The organism is Tenacibaculum litoreum (assembly GCF_964513915.1).
GTDB classification, from domain to species: domain Bacteria; phylum Bacteroidota; class Bacteroidia; order Flavobacteriales; family Flavobacteriaceae; genus Polaribacter; species Polaribacter litoreum.
In genome coordinates this window covers 518,526-539,236 of sequence record NZ_CAZEQS010000004.1, presented here as the reverse complement: position 1 = coordinate 539,236, position 20,711 = coordinate 518,526, and the positions used below count along the sequence as shown (strand labels likewise).

20 protein-coding genes are annotated in these 20,711 nt (G+C 32.1%); 12 read left to right on the top strand and 8 right to left on the bottom strand.

Annotated elements, in window-relative coordinates:
* Positions 1–11 precede the first annotated feature (11 nt).
* From tilS to ACKTTR_RS13865, 8 genes are all read right to left on the bottom strand, one after another.
* Positions 12–1,325 (bottom strand): tRNA lysidine(34) synthetase TilS, encoded by a 1,314-nt coding sequence (gene tilS, locus ACKTTR_RS13900; RefSeq protein WP_408028411.1) that lies wholly within the window; start codon positions 1,323–1,325, stop codon positions 12–14.
* Between the two features lie 11 nt (positions 1,326–1,336).
* A complete protein-coding gene (locus tag ACKTTR_RS13895; RefSeq protein ID WP_408028410.1) occupies positions 1,337–2,161 on the bottom strand; it encodes an alpha/beta hydrolase in 825 nt (274 codons plus the stop codon).
* Positions 2,161–2,673 (bottom strand): hypothetical protein, encoded by a 513-nt coding sequence (locus ACKTTR_RS13890; RefSeq protein ID WP_408028409.1) that lies wholly within the window; start codon positions 2,671–2,673, stop codon positions 2,161–2,163. Before ACKTTR_RS13890 ends, ACKTTR_RS13895 begins: the two co-directional genes overlap by 1 nt.
* 66 nt (positions 2,674–2,739) lie before the next feature.
* On the bottom strand, positions 2,740–4,056 hold the full coding sequence (gene pabB / locus ACKTTR_RS13885) for an aminodeoxychorismate synthase component I (protein WP_408028408.1): 1,317 nt from the start codon (positions 4,054–4,056) through the stop codon (positions 2,740–2,742).
* Between the two features lie 67 nt (positions 4,057–4,123).
* Entirely contained in the window at positions 4,124–6,562 is a 2,439-nt protein-coding gene (locus tag ACKTTR_RS13880) for a sodium-translocating pyrophosphatase (RefSeq protein ID WP_408028407.1), read from the bottom strand.
* Positions 6,563–6,680: 118 nt separating this feature from the next.
* The gene (locus ACKTTR_RS13875; protein ID WP_408028406.1) at positions 6,681–7,208 is read right to left on the bottom strand and encodes an inorganic diphosphatase; all 528 of its coding nucleotides are present in this window, start codon (positions 7,206–7,208) and stop codon (positions 6,681–6,683) included.
* Between the two features lie 104 nt (positions 7,209–7,312).
* On the bottom strand, positions 7,313–9,844 hold the full coding sequence (locus tag ACKTTR_RS13870; RefSeq protein WP_408028405.1) for a DUF5686 family protein: 2,532 nt from the start codon (positions 9,842–9,844) through the stop codon (positions 7,313–7,315).
* Positions 9,845–9,918: 74 nt separating this feature from the next.
* Positions 9,919–10,899 (bottom strand): pyruvate dehydrogenase complex E1 component subunit beta, encoded by a 981-nt coding sequence (locus ACKTTR_RS13865; protein ID WP_408028404.1) that lies wholly within the window; start codon positions 10,897–10,899, stop codon positions 9,919–9,921.
* A gap of 213 nt (positions 10,900–11,112) precedes the next feature.
* Between ACKTTR_RS13865 and ACKTTR_RS13860 the strand changes: the two genes are divergently transcribed.
* The 12 genes from ACKTTR_RS13860 (at position 11,113) to ACKTTR_RS13805 (ending at position 20,706) form a co-directional block, all read left to right on the top strand.
* A complete protein-coding gene (locus tag ACKTTR_RS13860) occupies positions 11,113–11,853 on the top strand; it encodes an electron transfer flavoprotein subunit beta/FixA family protein (RefSeq protein WP_408028403.1) in 741 nt (246 codons plus the stop codon).
* A 96-nt stretch (positions 11,854–11,949) separates the two neighbouring features.
* Positions 11,950–12,903, top strand: coding sequence for an electron transfer flavoprotein subunit alpha/FixB family protein (locus ACKTTR_RS13855; RefSeq protein ID WP_408028402.1), 954 nt, complete (start codon positions 11,950–11,952; stop codon positions 12,901–12,903).
* A 148-nt stretch (positions 12,904–13,051) separates the two neighbouring features.
* Entirely contained in the window at positions 13,052–13,663 is a 612-nt protein-coding gene (locus tag ACKTTR_RS13850) for a bifunctional nuclease domain-containing protein (protein WP_408028401.1), read from the top strand.
* A 15-nt stretch (positions 13,664–13,678) separates the two neighbouring features.
* Entirely contained in the window at positions 13,679–15,424 is a 1,746-nt protein-coding gene (locus ACKTTR_RS13845) for a NupC/NupG family nucleoside CNT transporter (protein WP_408028400.1), read from the top strand.
* Between the two features lie 107 nt (positions 15,425–15,531).
* Positions 15,532–15,714 carry a hypothetical protein gene (locus ACKTTR_RS13840; protein WP_408028399.1) on the top strand — a complete coding sequence of 61 codons (183 nt, stop codon included), beginning with the start codon at positions 15,532–15,534 and terminating at the stop codon, positions 15,712–15,714.
* A 114-nt stretch (positions 15,715–15,828) separates the two neighbouring features.
* Positions 15,829–16,653 carry a thymidylate synthase gene (locus tag ACKTTR_RS13835; protein WP_408028398.1) on the top strand — a complete coding sequence of 275 codons (825 nt, stop codon included), beginning with the start codon at positions 15,829–15,831 and terminating at the stop codon, positions 16,651–16,653.
* A 64-nt stretch (positions 16,654–16,717) separates the two neighbouring features.
* Positions 16,718–16,903: a hypothetical protein gene (locus ACKTTR_RS13830; RefSeq protein WP_047790311.1), complete on the top strand. Its 186-nt coding sequence runs from the start codon at positions 16,718–16,720 to the stop codon at positions 16,901–16,903.
* Positions 16,904–16,921: 18 nt separating this feature from the next.
* Positions 16,922–17,407, top strand: coding sequence for a dihydrofolate reductase (locus ACKTTR_RS13825; protein WP_408028397.1), 486 nt, complete (start codon positions 16,922–16,924; stop codon positions 17,405–17,407).
* The gene (locus ACKTTR_RS13820) at positions 17,407–17,868 is read left to right on the top strand and encodes a GNAT family N-acetyltransferase (protein WP_408028396.1); all 462 of its coding nucleotides are present in this window, start codon (positions 17,407–17,409) and stop codon (positions 17,866–17,868) included. The genes ACKTTR_RS13825 and ACKTTR_RS13820 overlap by 1 nt, the downstream gene beginning before the upstream one ends.
* Positions 17,869–17,875: 7 nt before the next feature.
* Positions 17,876–18,769 carry a gliding motility-associated ABC transporter ATP-binding subunit GldA gene (gene gldA, locus ACKTTR_RS13815; protein WP_408028395.1) on the top strand — a complete coding sequence of 298 codons (894 nt, stop codon included), beginning with the start codon at positions 17,876–17,878 and terminating at the stop codon, positions 18,767–18,769.
* A 284-nt stretch (positions 18,770–19,053) separates the two neighbouring features.
* On the top strand, positions 19,054–19,629 hold the full coding sequence (locus ACKTTR_RS13810) for a DUF4255 domain-containing protein (RefSeq protein WP_408028394.1): 576 nt from the start codon (positions 19,054–19,056) through the stop codon (positions 19,627–19,629).
* Positions 19,630–19,635: 6 nt separating this feature from the next.
* The gene (locus tag ACKTTR_RS13805; protein WP_408028393.1) at positions 19,636–20,706 is read left to right on the top strand and encodes a hypothetical protein; all 1,071 of its coding nucleotides are present in this window, start codon (positions 19,636–19,638) and stop codon (positions 20,704–20,706) included.
* Positions 20,707–20,711: the final 5 nt, after the last annotated feature.

Sequence of the window (20,711 nt, the reverse complement as noted above, 5' to 3'; positions counted from 1 at the left end):
GATGGGGTTAATTAAATACTAATTTTTAATAGTTTGGTTGTTTTTTCTGTGGGTAAAAAGCGTCTATCTTGTCGTTTTCCTACTATCCAAATAATCTCGTTTTTACTGGAACAGAGCAACCAAATTTTATTTTTGTTTACTATTGATATTTTTTCGTCTTTAAAATACTTACTTACTTTTTTTCTACCTAACATTCCTTTAGGATAAAAAAAGTCTCCGGATTTCCACCGCCTAAGTTTTAGGGGGAATTTAAGTAATTCATTATCAACGTAAATACTTTTATTGTCAGTATTTGCTTTCTTTTGAACCCTTTTTAGTAGCAGCTTGAATGGCGCTGTAATTTCTTTGTTTTCCTCCCTAATAATGAAATATTCCTCCTCAAAAGAACTTTTTTCATTAGTGCGTAAAAGTAATAAAAAATCTCTGTCTTTCAACAAAGTATAAAATTTTGTTAAAATCTGCTTACCAGATTGAGCATGGATTAAGTTGTAAACATCGTTCCATTCCTTGAATTTATAAGGCTTTAGCAGTTGGTAGAGGTATGCTTTTGGGTTGGATAACTTTAACAGTTTTTCAATACTTATTTTTAACATATCTCCTTCTTTTGAGACTATTTCATGGGTAATTTCTTCTATTTTATCATTAACAATTTGTTGAGATTCTTTTAAATGATCAATTGTTTTGTTGAAATTATTTAAAATATTGGGGTTCAGTTCTTTTAGTATTGGCGTTATTTGGTGACGAATCTTATTTCTTAAATATTTAGTTTCAGCATTACTTTCATCTTCACGCCATTCAATATTATTGTGTTGGGCAAAGGTTAAAATCTCTTCACGAGAAAAAATAAGTAAAGGTCTAATGATATTTCCATTAATTGGAGGAATTCCTGTTAAGCCTTCTAAACCAGTACCTCGAGAGAGATTAATTAAAAAGGTCTCTAAATTATCATCAGCATGATGTGCTGTTAATATATAATCAAAATTGTTTTCTTTACTTAGGGTGTCAAACCAACTGTAACGTAACTCTCTTGCTGCTAGTTGTGTTGATAATTTATTTTTAGTAGCATATTCATTAGTGTTAAAGCGTGTTGTAAATGTTTGAATGCTCAAGCTTTTTCCTAACTCTTTAACATAGAGTTCATCTAAGTCACTTTCTTTTCCTCTTAATTGGAAATTACAATGTGCTAATGAAATATTGAATTGTAGTTGATGTAAGAGGTGTGCTAGTACCACACTATCAACTCCTCCTGAGATAGCAATTAGCAACTTTTTTTCTTTTAAAAAAGAAAATTGTTCGTCAATATGTTTTGCTAATTGTTGGAGCATGTAAATAATAATTATTGTAATTGAGTGTTTAGCCAGTTTACAACATCTTGTAACATTTCTTCTTTACATAAGTCATTTTGTAACTCATGATATCCACCTTCGTATAATTTTATACTAGCTTTAGGTGTATTGTTAGCAAAAGCTTCTGTGCCTTTGTAATCAATAATTTTATCACCTGTACCATGTAATAATAACATTGGTGTTTTTAAAGAAGATGCATTTTTAATAGCCCATTCACCAGCATCAATAAATGATAAAGAAAAATTAGGACTTACTTTATCATGAACTAATGAGTCATTAATATATTTTTCAACTTCAACAGGGTCACGAGATACATCATTAGCATCTAACTCATTTCCTAAAGTAACTGAGGGAGCTATTTTTTGCATTACTTTTCCTAACGAAAGTTTCCAAGCAGGTGGCTGAAAAGCCAAACGTAAAAAAGGACTGGTAGCTATAACTCCGTTTAGATGATGTTTTTCTCTAAGAGTGTAATTAATTACTGTGTTACCTCCCATAGAATGCCCATATAAAAAGATAGGTTTATCACCAAAAACTTCTTTAGCTTTATCAATTAGTTTGGTTACACTTTTTAAAACATAATCGTAACCTGGGTTATGTCCTCTTTTTCCTGTTGTTTTTCCATGTCCGAAGTGATCAAAAGCAATTACTCCAAAATTATTATCAGTTAGTTTTTTTGCGACGTGTTCATACCTCCCAGAATGTTCTCCCATTCCGTGAATAATTACAACTATGGCTTTTATGGTTTCTGGTTGCCAATATTGACCAAAAAACTCAGTTTTATGAAAATTGAATGTAAATGTATGATGTGTCATTAGTCTCTAGTAATGTTTCCGTCTTCTAAAATATTAAAAATAATAGTAGAAGGAGAGTCAGAAATATATTCAACTAATTCAATACTATTTTTATTAAGAGTAGAGGTGGTTTTTAACATTCCTTCTGCTATTTCATCATAAGCCAATACTTGACTATTAATTATATTGAATTGTTTATCGTAAGTAACCAACATAGAGATTAACTCAGTATTATTTGGATAGAAATAATATACTACAGATTGAAAGTTTTCTGATATTTTAGGAAGATAAGAAATACCAATTTTAGCGTTTTTCTCATTTAATTGTTCTTCGAAAATTGAAGGAAGTTTTAAAAGCTCTTGTTGCGGTTTGGTTAATAATTTACCCTCTACGTGATTGCTAAAGTTTGTACTGTCAACTAAAGGAACATTTTTAGTAGGGTAGTCGTTTAAAAATGAATACTTGTTTGCTTTACAAGATGTCATTGATGCAATAATAGCAACGAAAAGTATAATTTTAATTGTGTTTTTCATCTCTTTATTTTTTGTAATAGTTTTTTGATTGGAAATACTTATTATGAGTATTTGCTATAAATATAGTTAACTTTTGTTAGTGTGAGTTAAAACATATTTCATGGCCTTGGCTTTGAGTAAACATTCTTCATACTCTTTTTCTGGAGTAGATTTAGCTGTAATAGCACCACCAACCGAGTATGAAACGTATTTGTTTTCTGCATTGTATAAAATACTTCGGATAACTACGTTAAAATCGAAGTCACCATTTGGAGTAAAATAGCCAACGGTTCCAGAGTATAAACCACGTTTGGTTTCTTCTAATTCTTCAATGATTTTCATGGCAGAAATTTTTGGAGCTCCAGTCATACTTCCCATTGGAAATGTGTCTTTCATTACATCGACTGGATGTGTGGTGTTCTCAATTTCTGAAACTACAGTAGAAATCATTTGATGTACTTGCTTAAAGGAGTATACTTTACACAACTCTTCTACTAAAACACTTCCCTTTTTAGCCGTTCTTGATAAGTCATTACGAACTAAATCTACAATCATAATATTTTCTGATCGTTCTTTTTCGTCACGAGCTAAATCAAAAGCTATTTTTTCATCTTCAATAGGGTCAATCAAACGTTTTGCTGTCCCTTTAATAGGTTGTGAAATAATTTTAGAATCTTCTTTTCTAATATATCGTTCGGGAGTTGCAGATAGTAAGTAGTGATTATCGTTTCTAAAAAAAGTAGCAAATGGAGGTTCCGATATTTTGTTTAACTGTGTGTATACTTTATATGGATTTATAACTGTGTTTTCTGCATAGAATTCTTGACAGAAGTTAGCTTCATAAATATCTCCTCTATGTATATGTTCTAATACTTTTTCTACTTTTTGATGGTATTCATCTTTATGGATACGTAGTTTTATTTTTACTTCATCAGTTTCCTCTTGTTGATAATTATCAATAGAAGGGTTAGTTTCAATTATATCTTCAAAATCTTCTTCTAATTCATCATCAATCATTTGTAAGTAATGAAACTCAACGGTATTTCCTTTGATGAAAATTAATTTTTGAGGTTGAAAAAAATATAAATCAGGAAAATGAAGTCCGTCAAAATTCTTAGAAGTCAGTTTTTCTACATCATTTTTAACATCGTAACTAATGTAGCCAAATATGTAATCTTTTGTGAAAGATTGGTATTCTTTAAGTTTATCAAAAGCGTTATGATAATCTGTTTTAATAGAAGTAAATTCTTCTACAGCTAAAGCGCAATCAAAAGAGCTATATTGTTGCTCGTAATTGTTAGAATCTAGCCAAATAGCTGTTTCAAATTGTTTAGCCCAAACAAACAGTTTTTGCTTGAAGAGCTCAGGGGTGTCTATAGAAAAAATACGGACGGTTCTTGACATCGCCACAAAAATAAGAAACCCGATAGAAATACTACTATCGGGTTTAGGTTTTATATAATTTTAAGGTTTATTCTTTTTTTGAGTTTTCGTACTCTTTAATTTTCTTTTCAACTTCTTCTAAAGTACCTTCAAAAGTTTTTTCTTCAGTTGTTTCTTCACCGTTTTTAATAATTGTAGCAGTAATAGTAGCCTTAGCAGTACCATCATCATTCTTTTCAATATTTACTTTAACGATGTTTTCTAACCTGTTCTCTGTAGTAAATTCAGCATCATTAGAAAGTTTTATTTCATGTTTTTGACCATTTTTGTCAATCAATACTTTAATGTCTTCTGTTTTTTCATGTGTGTCAGAAGAAGTATGTCCGCCTAATATTGGGGCAATAACTAAACCAACTAAACAAGTAAGTTTAATTAAAATATTCATTGATGGCCCTGAGGTGTCTTTAAAAGGATCTCCAACTGTATCACCTGTAACTGCTGCTTTATGTGCATCAGAACCTTTATAGGTCATTTCTCCGTTAATTTCAACACCAGCTTCAAACGATTTTTTTGCATTATCCCAAGCGCCACCAGCATTATTTTGGAAAATAGCCCACATAACACCCGATACACAAACACCAGCCATATAGCCACCTAGAGGTTCAGCCCCAAAAACTAACCCTATAATTACTGGGGTAATAATGGTAATTAACCCTGGTAAAATCATTTCTTTCAAGGCTGCTTTGGTTGAAATATCTACACACTTTGCATATTCAGGAGTACCGGTTCCTTCCATAATTCCTGGAATCTCTCTAAACTGACGACGAACTTCATGCACCATTTCCATAGCTGCTTTTCCTACCGATTGCATTGCTAATGCTGAAAATATTACAGGAATCATTCCTCCAACAAATAGCATAGCTAATACATCTGCTTTAAAAATATTTATACCGTCAATTCCTGTAAAAGTTACGTAAGCAGCAAATAAAGCTAAAGCTGTTAAGGCAGCAGAAGCAATGGCAAAACCTTTACCAACCGCAGCAGTTGTGTTTCCAACAGAGTCTAATATATCAGTACGTTCACGAACGTGATCTTCTAATTCACTCATTTCAGCAACTCCACCCGCATTATCAGCAATAGGGCCGAATGCATCTATAGCTAACTGCATAGCCGTTGTTGCCATCATTGCTGAAGCTGCTAAAGCAACACCGTAAAAACCTGCAAAATAATATGAACCATAAATAGCAGCAGCAAATAATAAAACAGATAAAAAAGTAGATTTCATACCTACAGCTAAACCAGCAATAATATTAGTTCCTGCACCTGTAGCACTATTTTGCACAATAGCTAACACAGGCTTTTTACCTAAGCTAGTATAGTATGAAGTTACCATTGAAATTAGAGCTCCTACAGCTAAACCAATACAGGCTGCCCAAAACACATTGATAGATGCTACTTCTTTAAAACCTTCTCCGAAGAACTTCATTTGCATTGTTTCAGGAAGCATCCATTTAATTAAGAAGAAACTTGCTGCTAATGTTAAAATAATAGCAGCCCAGTTTCCTGTGTCTAATGCTTTTTGTACCTGAGCTTCTTTGGCTGTGTTGTCTTTTATTCCTACTAAAAAAGTTCCAATGATGGAAGCTATAATACCAACTCCTGCAATTACTAAAGGTAGTAATATTGGTCCCATTCCGTTAAAGGCATCAGAAAATGCAGAATCTATGGACATATCTCTAATAACATAGTTTCCAAGTACCATGGCTGCTAATACTGTTGCTACGTACGAACCAAATAAATCAGCTCCCATACCAGCCACATCACCTACATTATCACCTACATTATCTGCTATAGTAGCTGGATTACGAGGGTCATCTTCTGGGATTCCAGCTTCTACCTTTCCTACTAAATCAGCGCCAACATCGGCAGCTTTGGTATAAATACCACCACCAACACGAGCAAATAAAGCGATAGACTCAGCTCCTAAAGAAAATCCAGCTAAAGCCTCTAGTACAACAGTCATTTCATTGTAAAAGTTACCTCCTTCAGTAATAAATTGACCGACGAATATTAGAAAAAATAAACTTAGGCCTAAAACAGCTAAACCTGCAACACCAAGTCCCATTACGGTTCCGCCACCAAAAGATACTTTTAAAGCTTGTGGTAAACTTGTTTTTGCAGCTTCTGCTGTTCTCGCGTTAGCATCGGTAGCTATTCGCATTCCTATATTACCTGCTAAGGCAGAAAAGATTGCTCCTATAATGAATGCAGGAACAATCATAATACTTGTCGTTTCTACTAATTGAGAGATTCCGAATAAAGCTAATGAAGCAATAATTACAAAGATTAATAACAGTCGATATTCGGCAGCTAAAAAAGCAAGAGCTCCTTCTTTAATACTTTTTGAAATGGATTTCATTTTATCATTCCCTGCGTCTTGTTTTTTAACCCAGACCATTTTTATGTACATAAAAACGAGTCCTAAAATTGCCAATGCTATTGGCACATATATCATGTTTTGTTTCATGTTATTGTTATTTGATTAGTTATAAGTGTTCGTAAATATAACAAAATCAATAACTAAACAAAAAACCTCTCAGTTCTAACTGAGAGGTTTTTGTTTTATAAAAGTTGAATTTTACATATTAAATGATAAAATTTCCATTTGTTTTATGTTCGCTATTTTCATAACGCTCTAAACATTTATCTAAAATTTCGTAAGCTTCATCAGCATTACCCCAATCTCCGATATCAACTTTTTTCTTCTCTAAATCTTTATATACTTGGAAGAAGTGTGTGATTTCTTTTTGACGGTGTGGGTTTAAGTCTGTAATGTCGTTATATCTATTCCAAATAGGGTCAGATACCGGTACACAAACTATTTTTTCATCTGGACCCTTTTCATCTGCCATATGGAAAACACCAATTGGTTTTACTTCCATAACACACATTGGAAAAGTAGGTTCAGCTCCTAAAACTAAAACATCTAAAGGATCTCCATCTAATGCTAAAGTTTGAGGAATAAATCCATAGTCTCCAGGGTACATCATTGATGAGAATAACATTCTATCAAAACGAATTTTTCCTAAATCAAAATCGTATTCGTACTTGTTTCTACTTCCTTTTGGTATTTCAATTAAAACATCAACTGTTTTTCTTTCTTTTGCGGTCATATATTCTAAACTTTTCTTCGTTTTCTAAAATCGGTTTGCAAAAGTAGTGATTTATTAGTTTTTTTAAAGAAAAAATAAAGGTAATTTTATGGTTAAATGTATGATTATAAGCCGGGTTTAATACCTATACGGATTGCGAACTTAGGTGTTGGGGCAACAACTGAGCCTACTGGAGGTGTATAATTGCTTCTCCAAATAGCATCAATTCTTAAAAAACGTAGGTTACCATATCCAATATTTTCTAATCCGACACTGTATTCATAATACAGTTTATTAGGTGCATTATAGTTAACGTTATAAGCTCCACTACTATTTACTAAACCGTCGTTTATAGCTCTGTTTTCTTGAGAGATATTACCATAAGCAGCTCTGAAAGAAACTAAACTCCTTAGTTTTAACTTTTTTAATAGTGGAATCCTATTCAGAATATAACCATTAAAGTGGTGTTCAAAGTGTCCAGCTAAATATTCATCAGTAACAAAATCGTAGTAATTTAGTAAGGCAAAAGTGTCTTTAACCAAAGAAAATGTTTGGTTGGCAGGAACAGGACTTAATAAAGCGACAGGAACAGTACCAAATGTTTTTCCTGCTTCAATGCTAGCATCTAAAGTTCCAAATTTACTTAGTAAAATAGGTTGGCTATATTTGAATTGGATTTTATCGTAACTGTGAGTTCCATTAAAAGGTCCTTTATAACCTTTTCGGTAGTTTAATACGAAAGTCGGAAATACATTTCGGCCAAAGCGTCTTTCTACACCTAAGCCATATACAAATCTTCCAGGGGTGAAAGAAACATAAATATCGGAAGCTACATCAGTAACTTGCGATTGAATATTTCCGTTTTCATCAATATAGTTCATAGAGAAATCTTTCTCAGAAGCTGAAGCTATTTTTGAATGAGAAAAGTTAAATCCTATATGTAAGTTTTGTTGAATTTGGTAATCAAAGTTTGTAGCTATTTTTTCAATATCAGATAAAAAGAAATTATCTCCTCTTGAAAATAAAGCAGCAGTACCAAAACTTCTTCCTAAAAGTTGTGTTGTGTTTAATAAGGTACTACCTAATTGTTCAATATCTTTTTGATATGCAACCCCAACGGCAATTCTTGGTTTGTAAGATAGAAGATAGCGAGCTTCTGCACCATACTTTGCCTTTTTGTCTTTAAAACCGTAAGCAACGTGACCTCCTAGGCGAAAACGATCATCTTTAGTAACAAAGGTTCTGAACCCCATTTTGGTTCTAAAACCTTCTACCTGATTGTTAGCGAAAGCAGTCCATAAAGGTCCTATTTGTACCCCGATATTTGTGTTTATATATCCACTAGCTACAGTATTAATTAATCCTGTTAGGTTCTTTATTTGTTTCTTCTCTTTAACGCTTTCAATTAACTTGTATGTGTTTTTACTTTCGTTGGTTTGAACAGTTTCCCAGTAGGATTCTTCTTTTTCGTATTGGTCAGGTCTAATCTTTTCAATAGTTTGTTCGTAAAAGTTTTTTGGAAAGGCTTTATTAAGAACATAATTTTTAAAAGTAATGTTCTTTTTAATTGTTAATCCTTTGTTGCTTTCATTTTTGTCAATAAAAGTAAAGTCACCTTCATAAGCATTTTTAGTAGGGATGTAAATGCTGTCGTTTCTAACTTCAAATTCTTTTTCAAAAGCAAGTCCTCTTACAAAGTTTAGGTTGATACTTTTGTGGACTTTCATTTTTAATTTTTTGATAGAGAAGTTTTTGTCAGCTACCCAAAAATTTCCTTGAAAAGCTAAATCACCGTCTCTCCTAGGAAAGAAATAAATATTGTAAAGTTTTTTATTGTTGTTTACAATACTATCATAAAGAACATAATCATATGTAGAAAAACCATCAGTAGATAAAGGGCTAATAAATGGTTTTTGAAGTAAATTGATGTTGTTTTTAAATACATCAACATTTTGAAAAGTGTTAGCCATTCGGTCAAAAATAAAACCTTGAGCACTCAGGCCTTCAGATTTTTCTGCTTCTATATCTTCTCTAATATTATTGTTTTTGTTATCTCCGTATACATTAGCAACTTTTTCGTTTAAATAAATAGGAATGTAATAGTTTATTCCGTCACTATCATATTTTATTTCTTGAAGAGCTTGTTGGTATTCTTTTTTAAATATTTTTTTCAAAAACAACGTGTCTAAATTATTTAAACCTATTTCAATGGATGTGTTTTTTTTGTATTGATAATGGTCAACTAAATCGAGTCCGTTTTTTCGTTTGCGTTTCCAAATTTCTTTTAGAATTCTATAAGCAGGGTTTTCTTTTTTCTTTAACCTTTTCTTAGGTTTAGTCACAATAACGACTTCCTCTAACTCATTACTTTCCTCTTTTAAGACAACGCTTAAAAATTTAGTCTTTTGACTAACTTTAATGGTTTGGGTTTGGAATCCTACAAAAGATATTTCGAGTATACCTCTGTACTTATTTGTTTTTAAATAAAATTTACCATTATCATCAGTAGTGGTTCCGTGTGTGGTGTTTTTTAGGATGACATTAACGAAAGGCATTGGAGTGTCAAACTCGTCAACTACTTTACCTTGTATTGTTAATTGTGCAGTTAAAATATTGGTAGTTAGTAGTAATAGTAAGGTAAGAAGATATTTCATCATTTTTTTTACTACAAAATCCTTTTGACGTGAGTCAAAAGGATTTTAATTTATTTTTCAATTTCTTTTTTCTTCAATTATTTGCGGTACATTACCTCTTTTACGGCTGATACAACATCACTTGCATTTGGTAGCCACTCTTCCAGTAATACTGGAGAATACGGTGCAGGAGTATCAGCAGTGGTAATTCTTTTTATAGGAGCATCTAAGTAATCAAATGCTTCGTCTTGTACTCTAAAAGTAATTTCTGATGAAACACTACCGAAAGGCCATGCTTCTTCTAATATTACTAATCTGTTAGTTTTCTTTACAGATTCTAAAATGGTTTTATGATCCATTGGACGAACCGTACGTAAATCTATAATTTCAACTGAAATTCCTTCCTTAGCTAATTCGTCAGCAGCTTTGTATGCTTCTTTAATGATTTTACCAAAAGATACTACAGTTACATCAGAACCTTCTCTTTTGATATCAGCAACTCCGATAGGAATGATATATTCTCCTTCAGGAATTTCCATTTTGTCACCATACATTTGCTCAGACTCCATAAAAATTACAGGATCATCATCACGAATAGCTGCTTTTAATAAACCTTTTGCGTCGTATGGATTAGAAGGAACAATTACTTTTAATCCAGGACAGTTAGCGTACCAGCTTTCAAAAGCTTGTGAGTGTGTTGCTGCTAATTGACCTGCAGAAGCTGTAGGTCCACGGAAAACAATAGGGCAGTTAAACTGTCCACCACTCATTTGACGGATTTTCGCAGCATTGTTAATGATTTGGTCAATTCCTACTAAAGAGAAATTGAAAGTCATATACTCAACAATAGGGCGGTTACCGTTCATTGCTGATCCTACAGCAATACCACCAAAGCCTAATTCAGCAATAGGAGCATCAATAACGCGTTTGGCACCAAACTCGTCTAACATCCCCTTACTGGCTTTATATGCACCATTATACTCGGCAACTTCTTCTCCAATCAAGTAAATGCTTTCATCTCTACGCATTTCCTCGCTCATTGCTTCGCAAACGGCTTCTCTAAATTGTACTGTTTTCATACGTTTTATAAGTAGTTGTTTATCAAGAGTGCAAAAATAATAAAAATAGGGGTAATATTGTAGCTTTAAAACCAACAAATGATTATGTGATAATAATACCTTAATTTTGAGGCTGATTAATGTTGAGGAAAAAATTTATTATGCACGCATAGTAAATTAAAAAAAATCCTTAACTTCGTCGCACAAAATTAAGTTTCTTTAAAACAACGATATATGAAAATATTAGTTTGTATCAGTCATGTACCTGATACTACTTCAAAAATCAACTTTACTGATAACGATACAAAGTTTGATACTAACGGGGTTCAATATGTTATAAACCCATACGATGAGTTTAGTTTAACTCGTGCGATGTGGTTTAAAGAAAAACAAGGAGCAAGTGTAACAGTAGTGAATGTTGGAGGAGCTTCTACTGAGCCTACTTTACGTAAAGCTTTAGCAATTGGTGCAGATGATGCAATTCGTGTAAATGCTGAACCAACAGATGGATTCATGGTTGCTAAAGAATTAGCTGAAGTTGTTAAAAATGGAGGATATGATTTAGTTTTAGCAGGAAAAGAATCTGCTGACTATAACGGACAAATGGTTCCTGGAATGTTAGCTTCTTTGTTAGATTTTAACTTTGTTAATGGATGTGTAGGTGTAGAGGTAGACGGAACAAATGTTACTTTAGATAGAGAGATTGATGGAGGTGAAGAAAAAGTATCATCTACTTTACCAATGGTGATAGCAGGTCAAAAAGGAATTGTAGAAGAAAAAGATTTACGTATTCCTAATATGAGAGGTATTATGATGGCACGTAAAAAACCATTAAACGTGGTTGAGCCAACTGGAGCACCAGCAGCAACAGCAACTCAAAACTTTGAGAAACCAGCGCCAAAAGGAGCAGTTAAGTTAGTTGATAATGTTGATGATTTAATTGATTTATTACATAACGAAGCGAAAGTAATTTAATCAGTTAAACTGTTTTAATAGAGTTTAAAAGAAAGAATAAAAAAATTTGTTAGTGTTTAAAAACTAAGTGCTAACGACTAAAAAAAACAAATAAATATGTCTGTATTAGTTTTTGCCGATTCATCGGAAGGAAAATTCAAAAAAACAGCTTTTGAAGTTGTTTCATACGGAAAAAAAGTAGCAGAACAATTAGGAAGCGATTTAGTAGTATTAACTATTAATGGAGGAGACGCTTCTGAATTATATACTTACGGAGCAGAGAAAGTAGTAGAAGTAAAGAATGATTTATCCTCATTTAATGCTAAAGGTTATGCTTCAATTATTAAACAAGTTGCAGAAGCGAAAGGAGCAAACACAGTAATTATTGACTCTAGTGTTGACGGATTAACTCTAGCTCCATTAGTTGCTGTAGGTTTAGAAGCAGGATATGCTTCAAATGCGGTAGCATTACCGAGTAGCACAAGTCCTTTTGTTGTTAAGAGAAAAGCATTCTCAAATAAAGGATTCAACAATACTGAAATCTCAACTGAGAAGAAAGTAATAGGAGTTGCTAAAAATTCTTACGGAGCACATGAAAATGCAGTAAGTGGTTCTGCTGAGAGTTTTGATGCTACATTACCTGAATTAGGAGTAAAATCTGAAAATATTAATAGAGCAACGGGTAAAGTTACTATTGCTGATGCTGATATTGTCGTTTCTGCTGGTAGAGGTTTAAAAGGACCTGAAAACTGGGGAATGGTTGAGGAATTAGCGAATGTTTTAGGAGCTGCAACTGCTTGTTCTAAGCCTGTATCTGATTTAGGATGGCGTCCTCACAGCGAACACGTTGGTCAAACAGGTAAACCTGTGGCTTCAAACTTATACATAGCAATAGGTATTTCTGGAGCAATTCAGCATTTAGCAGGAATTAATGCTTCAAAAGTAAAAGTAGTTATTAACACAGACCCAGAGGCACCTTTCTTTAAGGCTGCTGATTATGGTATTGTAGGTGATGCTTTTGAAGTTGTGCCTCAGTTAGTAGAAAAATTAAAAGCTTTTAAACAAGCATAAAATAGTGGTAATTTTTTCTTTTTCTAGAAATTAGAGTACAACTCATAATTTTTAGTAAATTGTGCCCACTTTAGAAGGCTGTCTAAAATTTTAAGCAAAAGGCCTAAATTTAGACAGTTTTTTTGTATTTTATGATGATTGATTGTACATGAGTTTAATTAAACTAACTATAAAAGGGATTTCATATAGCCAAACACAAAGTGGGGCATATGCTTTAGTGCTAAGTGAAATGGAAGGAACCAGAACACTTCCTATAATCATAGGAGCGTTTGAGGCACAATCAATAGCTATAGCCTTAGAAAAAGAAATCCGTCCGCCAAGACCACTTACTCACGATTTATTTAAAACGTTTTCTGATCGATTTTCTATTACTGTTAAGCAAGTAATTATACACAAATTAGTTGATGGTGTATTTTATTCAAGTTTAATCTGTGAACGAGAAGGAGTAGAAGAGGTTATTGATACAAGAACATCAGATGCAATAGCATTGGCAGTTCGATTTGAGGCACCAATTTTTACTTATGAAAATATTTTAGATAAAGCAGGTATTTATCTAAAAATGGATGAAGAGTTAACAATTGAAGAAGACCTAGATTCGGACGAAGATGAAATTGAATTTTCAATAGAAGAGGAAGAGGGAGAAGGCAGTTACTCACACTTATCACTTAAAGAATTACACGAACAACTTAACGATGCTGTAGCCAATGAAAACTACGAATTGGCAGCTAAGATTCGTGATGAAATCAGCAAACGTTCTTAATTTAAAATATTAAAAATGAAGAAACTATTTACTTTCATAATGCTTTGCGTTACGATGATAACTTTTAGCCAAAGCATTGAAAAAAAGTGGAATTTCTCATCAATTACAACAACGGAAGGAGATTCAATTGTTTCTATAGATCCTACAGATATTTTTACATTATCAGAAGGAAACTTTACATACTCTTTAGTAGCAAAAGATAGTTTACAAGCTTCAGGAAATTATATTCATCAAAACAACTTATTAATTTTTAACTACAAGCAACCTAACGATACAGTTCGTTATTACAACGTGGTTGAATTGACAGATGAAGTTTTAACACTTTCAGAAAAAAATATACTTTATAATTTTACAGCAGAGCCAAAAGTAGTTTTAGCTCAAGAAACTGAAAAAGAAGTAGAAGGCACAAGTGAAATAATTCCAAGCCAAGGTTTTTCAATGAAAAGTTTATGGAGAGGAGCTTTAGGAATGATAACATTGCTAATTATTGCTTTTTTATTTAGTGCAAACCGAAGAGGTATTGATTGGAAAACAGTAGGATTAGGATTAGCATTTCAGTTATTAATAGCAATTGGAGTTTTAAAAGTTCCTTTTGTACAAAAAACATTTGAGTTAGTAGGAGGCTTATTTGTAAGTGTGTTAGACTTTACAAGAGCAGGAAGTGAATTTTTATTTAGCGGTTTAGTAGCTGATATGGATTCTTTTGGATTCATCTTTGCCTTCCAGGTATTACCTACAATTATATTTTTCTCAGCACTAACATCAGTGTTATTTTATTTAGGGCTAATTCAAAAAGTAGTAAAAGGGTTAGCTTGGTTACTATCTAAGTTCTTAAAAATTTCAGGAGCTGAAAGTTTATCAGTAGCAGGAAATATTTTCTTAGGTCAAACAGAAGCTCCTTTGTTGATTAAGGCATATTTAGAAAAAATGAATCGTTCTGAAATTCTGTTAGTAATGATAGGGGGAATGGCAACAGTGGCAGGAGCAGTGTTAGCAGCTTATATAGGATTTTTAGGAGGAGATGACGAAGCATTACGCTTATTATATGCAAAACACTTATTAGCAGCATCTGTAATGGCAGCACCGGGAGCTATTATTATTTCTAAAATATTATATCCACAAACAGAAGAAGTAAACACAGATGTACAGGTTTCATCAGAAAAAATAGGTTCAAATATTTTAGATGCCATTGCTAACGGAACAACTGAAGGTTTACAGCTAGCAATGAATGTAGCAGCAATGTTATTAGTGTTTATTGCATTTATAGCAATGATAAATGGGATTTTAGGTGGTATAGGAGGTTTTGATGGAATTGAATATTTTAGTTGGAAATTTACTTCTTTGAACGAATTGATTAAAGGAGCAACACCTTATGAAGCATTATCATTAGAGTTTATTTTAGGATATGCTTTTGCGCCTTTAATGTGGTTAATTGGAGTTGCTAAAGAAGATATGGCATTAATGGGACAGTTATTGGGTATTAAATTAGCTGCAAGTGAGTTTGTAGGGTATATCCAGTTGGCTGATTTAAAAAATGCAGCAAGCGCTACACATTTAACGTATAATAAATCAGTAATTATGGCTACTTATATGTTGTGTGGTTTTGCAAATTTTGCTTCTATTGGAATTCAAATAGGAGGAATTGGTTCTTTAGCTCCAGGTCAACGTAAAAACTTATCTGAGTTTGGAATGAAAGCTTTAATTGGAGGTACAATAGCATCGTTAATGTCGGCAACCATAGCAGGAATGATTATAGGGTAAAATACTTGTAGTTTTTTGTAATTTGTTGTTTTTTAGAGTGATAGTTTTGTTTGTTCACTTTTTTTGATATATTTATACCAATATTAACCCCCAAAATTAAATCTATCATGAACAAACTAAAAAGTTTAAAAGGAATTAAAGTGTTATCAAGAAATCAGCAAAACGAAATTAACGGAGGAGGCTATACCTACTGCAAGGGACCTCGTTTATGTTGTACCAGATTTGCAAATGGTCAAGAGTTTTGTGACTACGGTTACTGCCAAAGTAATGGAACTTGCGTTTGGGCATAGTTATAGTTGATAACTTATTAATATAATTTTAAAAGCATTTACATTTTTTGTAGATGCTTTTTTATTTTTACGTTGTTAAACAATTCAACAATTTTAGCGATTAAACGTAGAAGGATGAAGCAGTATCACGATTTAGTAAAACACGTTTTAGAAAACGGAAACGAGAAAGGAGATAGAACAGGAACAGGAACAAAGAGTGTTTTTGGGTATCAAATGCGATTTGATTTAAGTGAAGGGTTTCCTATGGTAACAACTAAGAAGTTACACTTAAAATCGATTATTTATGAATTATTATGGTTTATAAAAGGTGATACAAATATTAAGTATTTACAAGAAAAAGGTGTACGCATATGGAATGAGTGGGCTGATGACAATGGAGATTTAGGTCCAGTGTACGGACATCAGTGGCGTAACTGGAATAGTGATGAAATAGATCAATTAAAAGAAGTAATTGAAACCTTAAAAAGTAATCCTAATAGCCGTAGAATGTTAGTGTCTGCATGGAACCCTTCTGTTTTACCTGACACATCAAAGTCATTTGCAGAAAATGTAGCGAATGGTAAAGCAGCTCTTCCACCATGTCATGCCTTTTTTCAATTTTATGTAGCAGATGGGAAACTTTCATGCCAATTGTACCAACGTAGTGCAGATATATTTTTAGGAGTTCCTTTTAATATTGCGTCTTATGCTTTATTTACAATGATGGTTGCACAAGTTTGTGGTTATGAAGCCGGAGAATTTATTCACACATTTGGTGATGCTCATATATATAATAATCATATGGAGCAATTAGAGTTGCAATTATCACGTGAACCAAGACCTCTTCCTAAAATGAAAATTAATCAAGCAATAAAAAATATTGAAGATTTTACTTTTGAAGACTTTGAATTGATTGGTTATGATCCACATCCGCACATAAAAGGAGTTGTGGCAGTATAATTTAACTTTATTTTATATATATTGTTTAGTAGCTTTGTAAGAAACCACCAAAAAAGTTATAAGAATGAATATAGACGTTGATGTTTTAAAAGAAGATCTCTACGATAAAATAGCCGAAATTAACGATGAAAATGTATTAAAAGCAATTCATACGTTGGTTGATAACATGAAAAATGAAACTTTTGAAGAGGCTACAACAGAAAAAAGAGATCTTACAGGGTATATTAAAGAATGGGTGAAAAATATGTAAGCCACACAAACTAAACTTATGATTACACTCATAGCTGCAATTGCAAAAAACAATGCTTTAGGGAAAGATAATGACTTAATTTGGCACTTACCTGCCGATTTAAAACGCTTTAAAAAAGTTACTACTGGACATCCTATTTTAATGGGACGAAATACTTTTGAAAGTATTGGGAAACCTTTGCCTAATCGTACATCCATAATTATTACTCGAAAAAATAACTACTTTATTGATGGCTGCTTAATAGCTAATAGTATTGAGCAAGCTATAGAGTTAACTGAAGGAAAAGATGCATTTATTATAGGTGGAGCACAAATTTATAAGGATGCTTTAGAACAAAATTTAGTTGATAGGTTAGATATAACTCTTTTACATCACGAATTCGAAGCAGATGCTTTTTTTCCTGAAATTGATATGGAAATATGGAAAGAAGTAGCAAGGGAAGATTTTAAAGCTGACGAGAAAAATAAATATGACTATAGCTTCGTTTCTTACGAAAGAAGGTAATGGAGTTTAAAGAAGTAAGTAAATTATCCCCACTTTATAAAGAACAGGTTAGATTACTATGGAATCGTGAATATCCACATGTAATTGAACAAAAAAGTATTGAAGACTTTAATCAGTATTTAGAATCGTTAAAGAACAAAAATCATCTTTTAGTTATTGAAAATAATAGAGTATTAGGTTGGTGTTGTGATTTTATTCGTGAAGATGAATGTTGGTTTGCGATGATTTTAGATAAAGAGATTCAAGGAAAGGGAATAGGAAGAAGATTAATTGAAAAGTTAAAAAAAAGACATAAAAAATTAAATGGTTGGGTTGTAATTGGTGAAAGTTATTTAAAAGAAAATAAAGAAACATATAAATCACCAATAGGCTTTTATAAGAAATTAGGATTCACCGTTTTTGAAAAAGAAAAACTCGATTCATCAATATTAAATGCTGTAAAGATTCAGCTGAAATCATAAGAAATAAATGTCAATAGAACTTACCTCAATAGTAAAAACATACGGAACACAAAAGGCTGTAAATAATATTTCCTTTTCAGCAAAGAAAGGAGAAATAGTAGGGTTTTTAGGTCCAAATGGAGCTGGGAAATCTACAACAATGAAAATATTAACAGGTTTTATTAAACCTTCAGAAGGAACTGTATTGGTAAGTGGAATTGATGTAATCTCAAATCCTATTGAAGCACAAAAAAAAATAGGTTATTTACCAGAGCATAATCCGTTGTATTTAGATATGTATGTACGAGAGTATTTACAGTTTCAAGCATCTCTACACAACATAGAAAGTTCTAAGGTTAATGAGACTATTGAAAAAGTAGGGTTAACGATTGAAGCACACAAGAAAATTAATCAATTGTCTAAGGGATATCGCCAGAGAGTCGGTTTAGCAGCTGCTATTTTACATGACCCAGAAGTGTTAATTTTAGATGAACCAACAACAGGATTAGATCCAAATCAATTAGTTGAAATACGTCAATTAATAAAAGAGTTAGGAAAAGACAAAACAGTATTACTATCTACACACATTATGCAAGAAGTAGAAGCAATGTGTGAAAGAGTTATAATTATCAATAAAGGAGAAATAGTAATTAATAAACCTATTTTAGAACTTAAAACAGACAACGAACAAGTAATTAAAGTAACGTTTGATTATAAATTAGAAGAACAGTTTATAAAACGATTACCTAATATAGTATCGTATAAAAACACTCTAGAAAATAACTGGACACTTGTTTTTAATTCAAAAGAAGATATGCGACCTGTAATTTTTGACTTTGCACAAGAAAACGGGTTAAAAATTCTAGGATTAAATACCGAAAACAAAAACTTAGAAAGTTTATTTAGAGAGTTGACTCAATAAAAAATTACAACCTATAAAAGAAAGACTCCTTGCATACATAGTATGTAAGGAGTTTTTTGTTTTACTTACTTGGTATTTCTAAAATTTAAGCTTTACTATTTAAAAAAGTCAGGGTGATTTTCCCCTTTTTACTACCTGTAATTCTATTTAAAAATTTTTAGGAGAAACTACTTTTTTAAAAGAGTTTTTCATTGCGGTTACTCTTCGTAAGAGCAATTAACTTTACAATGTCTGATTGCTAACCCTTCAATCTACAAGCAAAACTAACCAAACTTACTATTAAAATGATTTTTGAGATATTACAAATCATTACCGAAGAATTAAATGACTATTTCGATGAAAAAGCTGTAGACTTATCAAATATAGCTATGGCTGAAGGAGATGGTAATTCTCCAGGAAATAATCCAGATATTTCGCTAACATTAATTAATACACAAGAAGAATTTGCCTTAAAAAACACTTCCAATAACCGTGTAGAGGGTACTTCAGTTAGTTATAGAAACCCAAAGGTATATTTAAATCTTTATGTTTTATTCAGTGTAGATAAATCTAGTTATGCTGAATCGTTAAAGAGTTTAACAAAAATATTAGCCTTTTTTCAAGGAAAAAAAGTATTCACACATCAAAACACCAACTTTGAAGGTATAGATGGGTTAGGAGACTTAAAGACTTTTAAATTTATTACTCAATTATATACACCTTCTTTTGAAGAGTTAAATTATATATGGGGAACCTTAGGGGGTAAACAATACCCGTCTGTACTTTACAAAATAACATTACTAGAAATAGAAAGGGACATCGTAACCAAAGAAGGAACAGTAGTCTCTGGTATTGAGCAACAATCAATAATTAAAAATTAAAAAATTATGTACAAAACATTGTTCAATATCAATATATATCACTCTTACTTTCTAGACGAAGGAGAACGAACTTTTTTCGAATTGAACGGAGGAAATAATGGGGTAACACCTCTTACAGATGAAGAAAAAAAACGTTTAGAAGAGCAATATGATATTGGTAAGTTTTTATCAATACAACCTACTCAAGAAACCAAAAAGAGTTTAAAAAATCATAGACTATTACTTAGAGGCCATAAAAAAGGAGTTCGAGTACTATCAGAAACAATAAAAGTAATTACAGAAGAAGGAAATCAAGAAGTAGATAGATATAGTCCAATAATTACCTTACCTGATTCACTAACGTTAACTTTTTACTTAAAAGTACACCATCCTCATTTTGAAAACTTTTCTAACATAATTGAAAAAAAAGAGCAGCAACTATATTACTTGTCAAACAAAAGTTCCTCAGCAATCAATTTATTTGAAACAATCTCAGAGGTGAAAAAATGGAGCTCATTTTTGATTTCAGATAGTGAAACAAGAAAGCTATTACATCAACTAGAAAGTGAGAAAGAGTTTGATACAACTACGCCAAACTTAGTAACTATAGCAAACACTGATGCTTCTGAATTAGATATTATAGAGTCTAAAATAACAAACGCCATTCCTTTGAATGAAGAAGAGCAAAAGGTTATAGATGCTATCAATTCTTTTGTGAAAAGAATTAAAAATAGTGGGGTAATAGGTGTTGTTCAAATCCAGATATCAGGAGACAATAACACCAATCTGACAGAAGAAGTATTAGCTAAGAACGAAGAAACAGAAGTCTTTGACGTATCACAACAATGCTTGCTAAAAGAGTTCCCTGAGTTTGCTATTTGTATTGAAAATAGAAACACATTTTGGCGTTACATGAAAAGAAGTGAAGAGCTTGTAATGACTACGTCAGAAGAAAAACCTTTAACACTTAATGGGCGTGTAGAGATAGATAAACAAGACGTTGTACCACAGCCACAAGAAGATTATTATTTCCCAAATCCTACTCCAGAAAGTATAAAGAAAGAGTCGCAAGATTATTATTCGGAAATATTTATATAAACAAA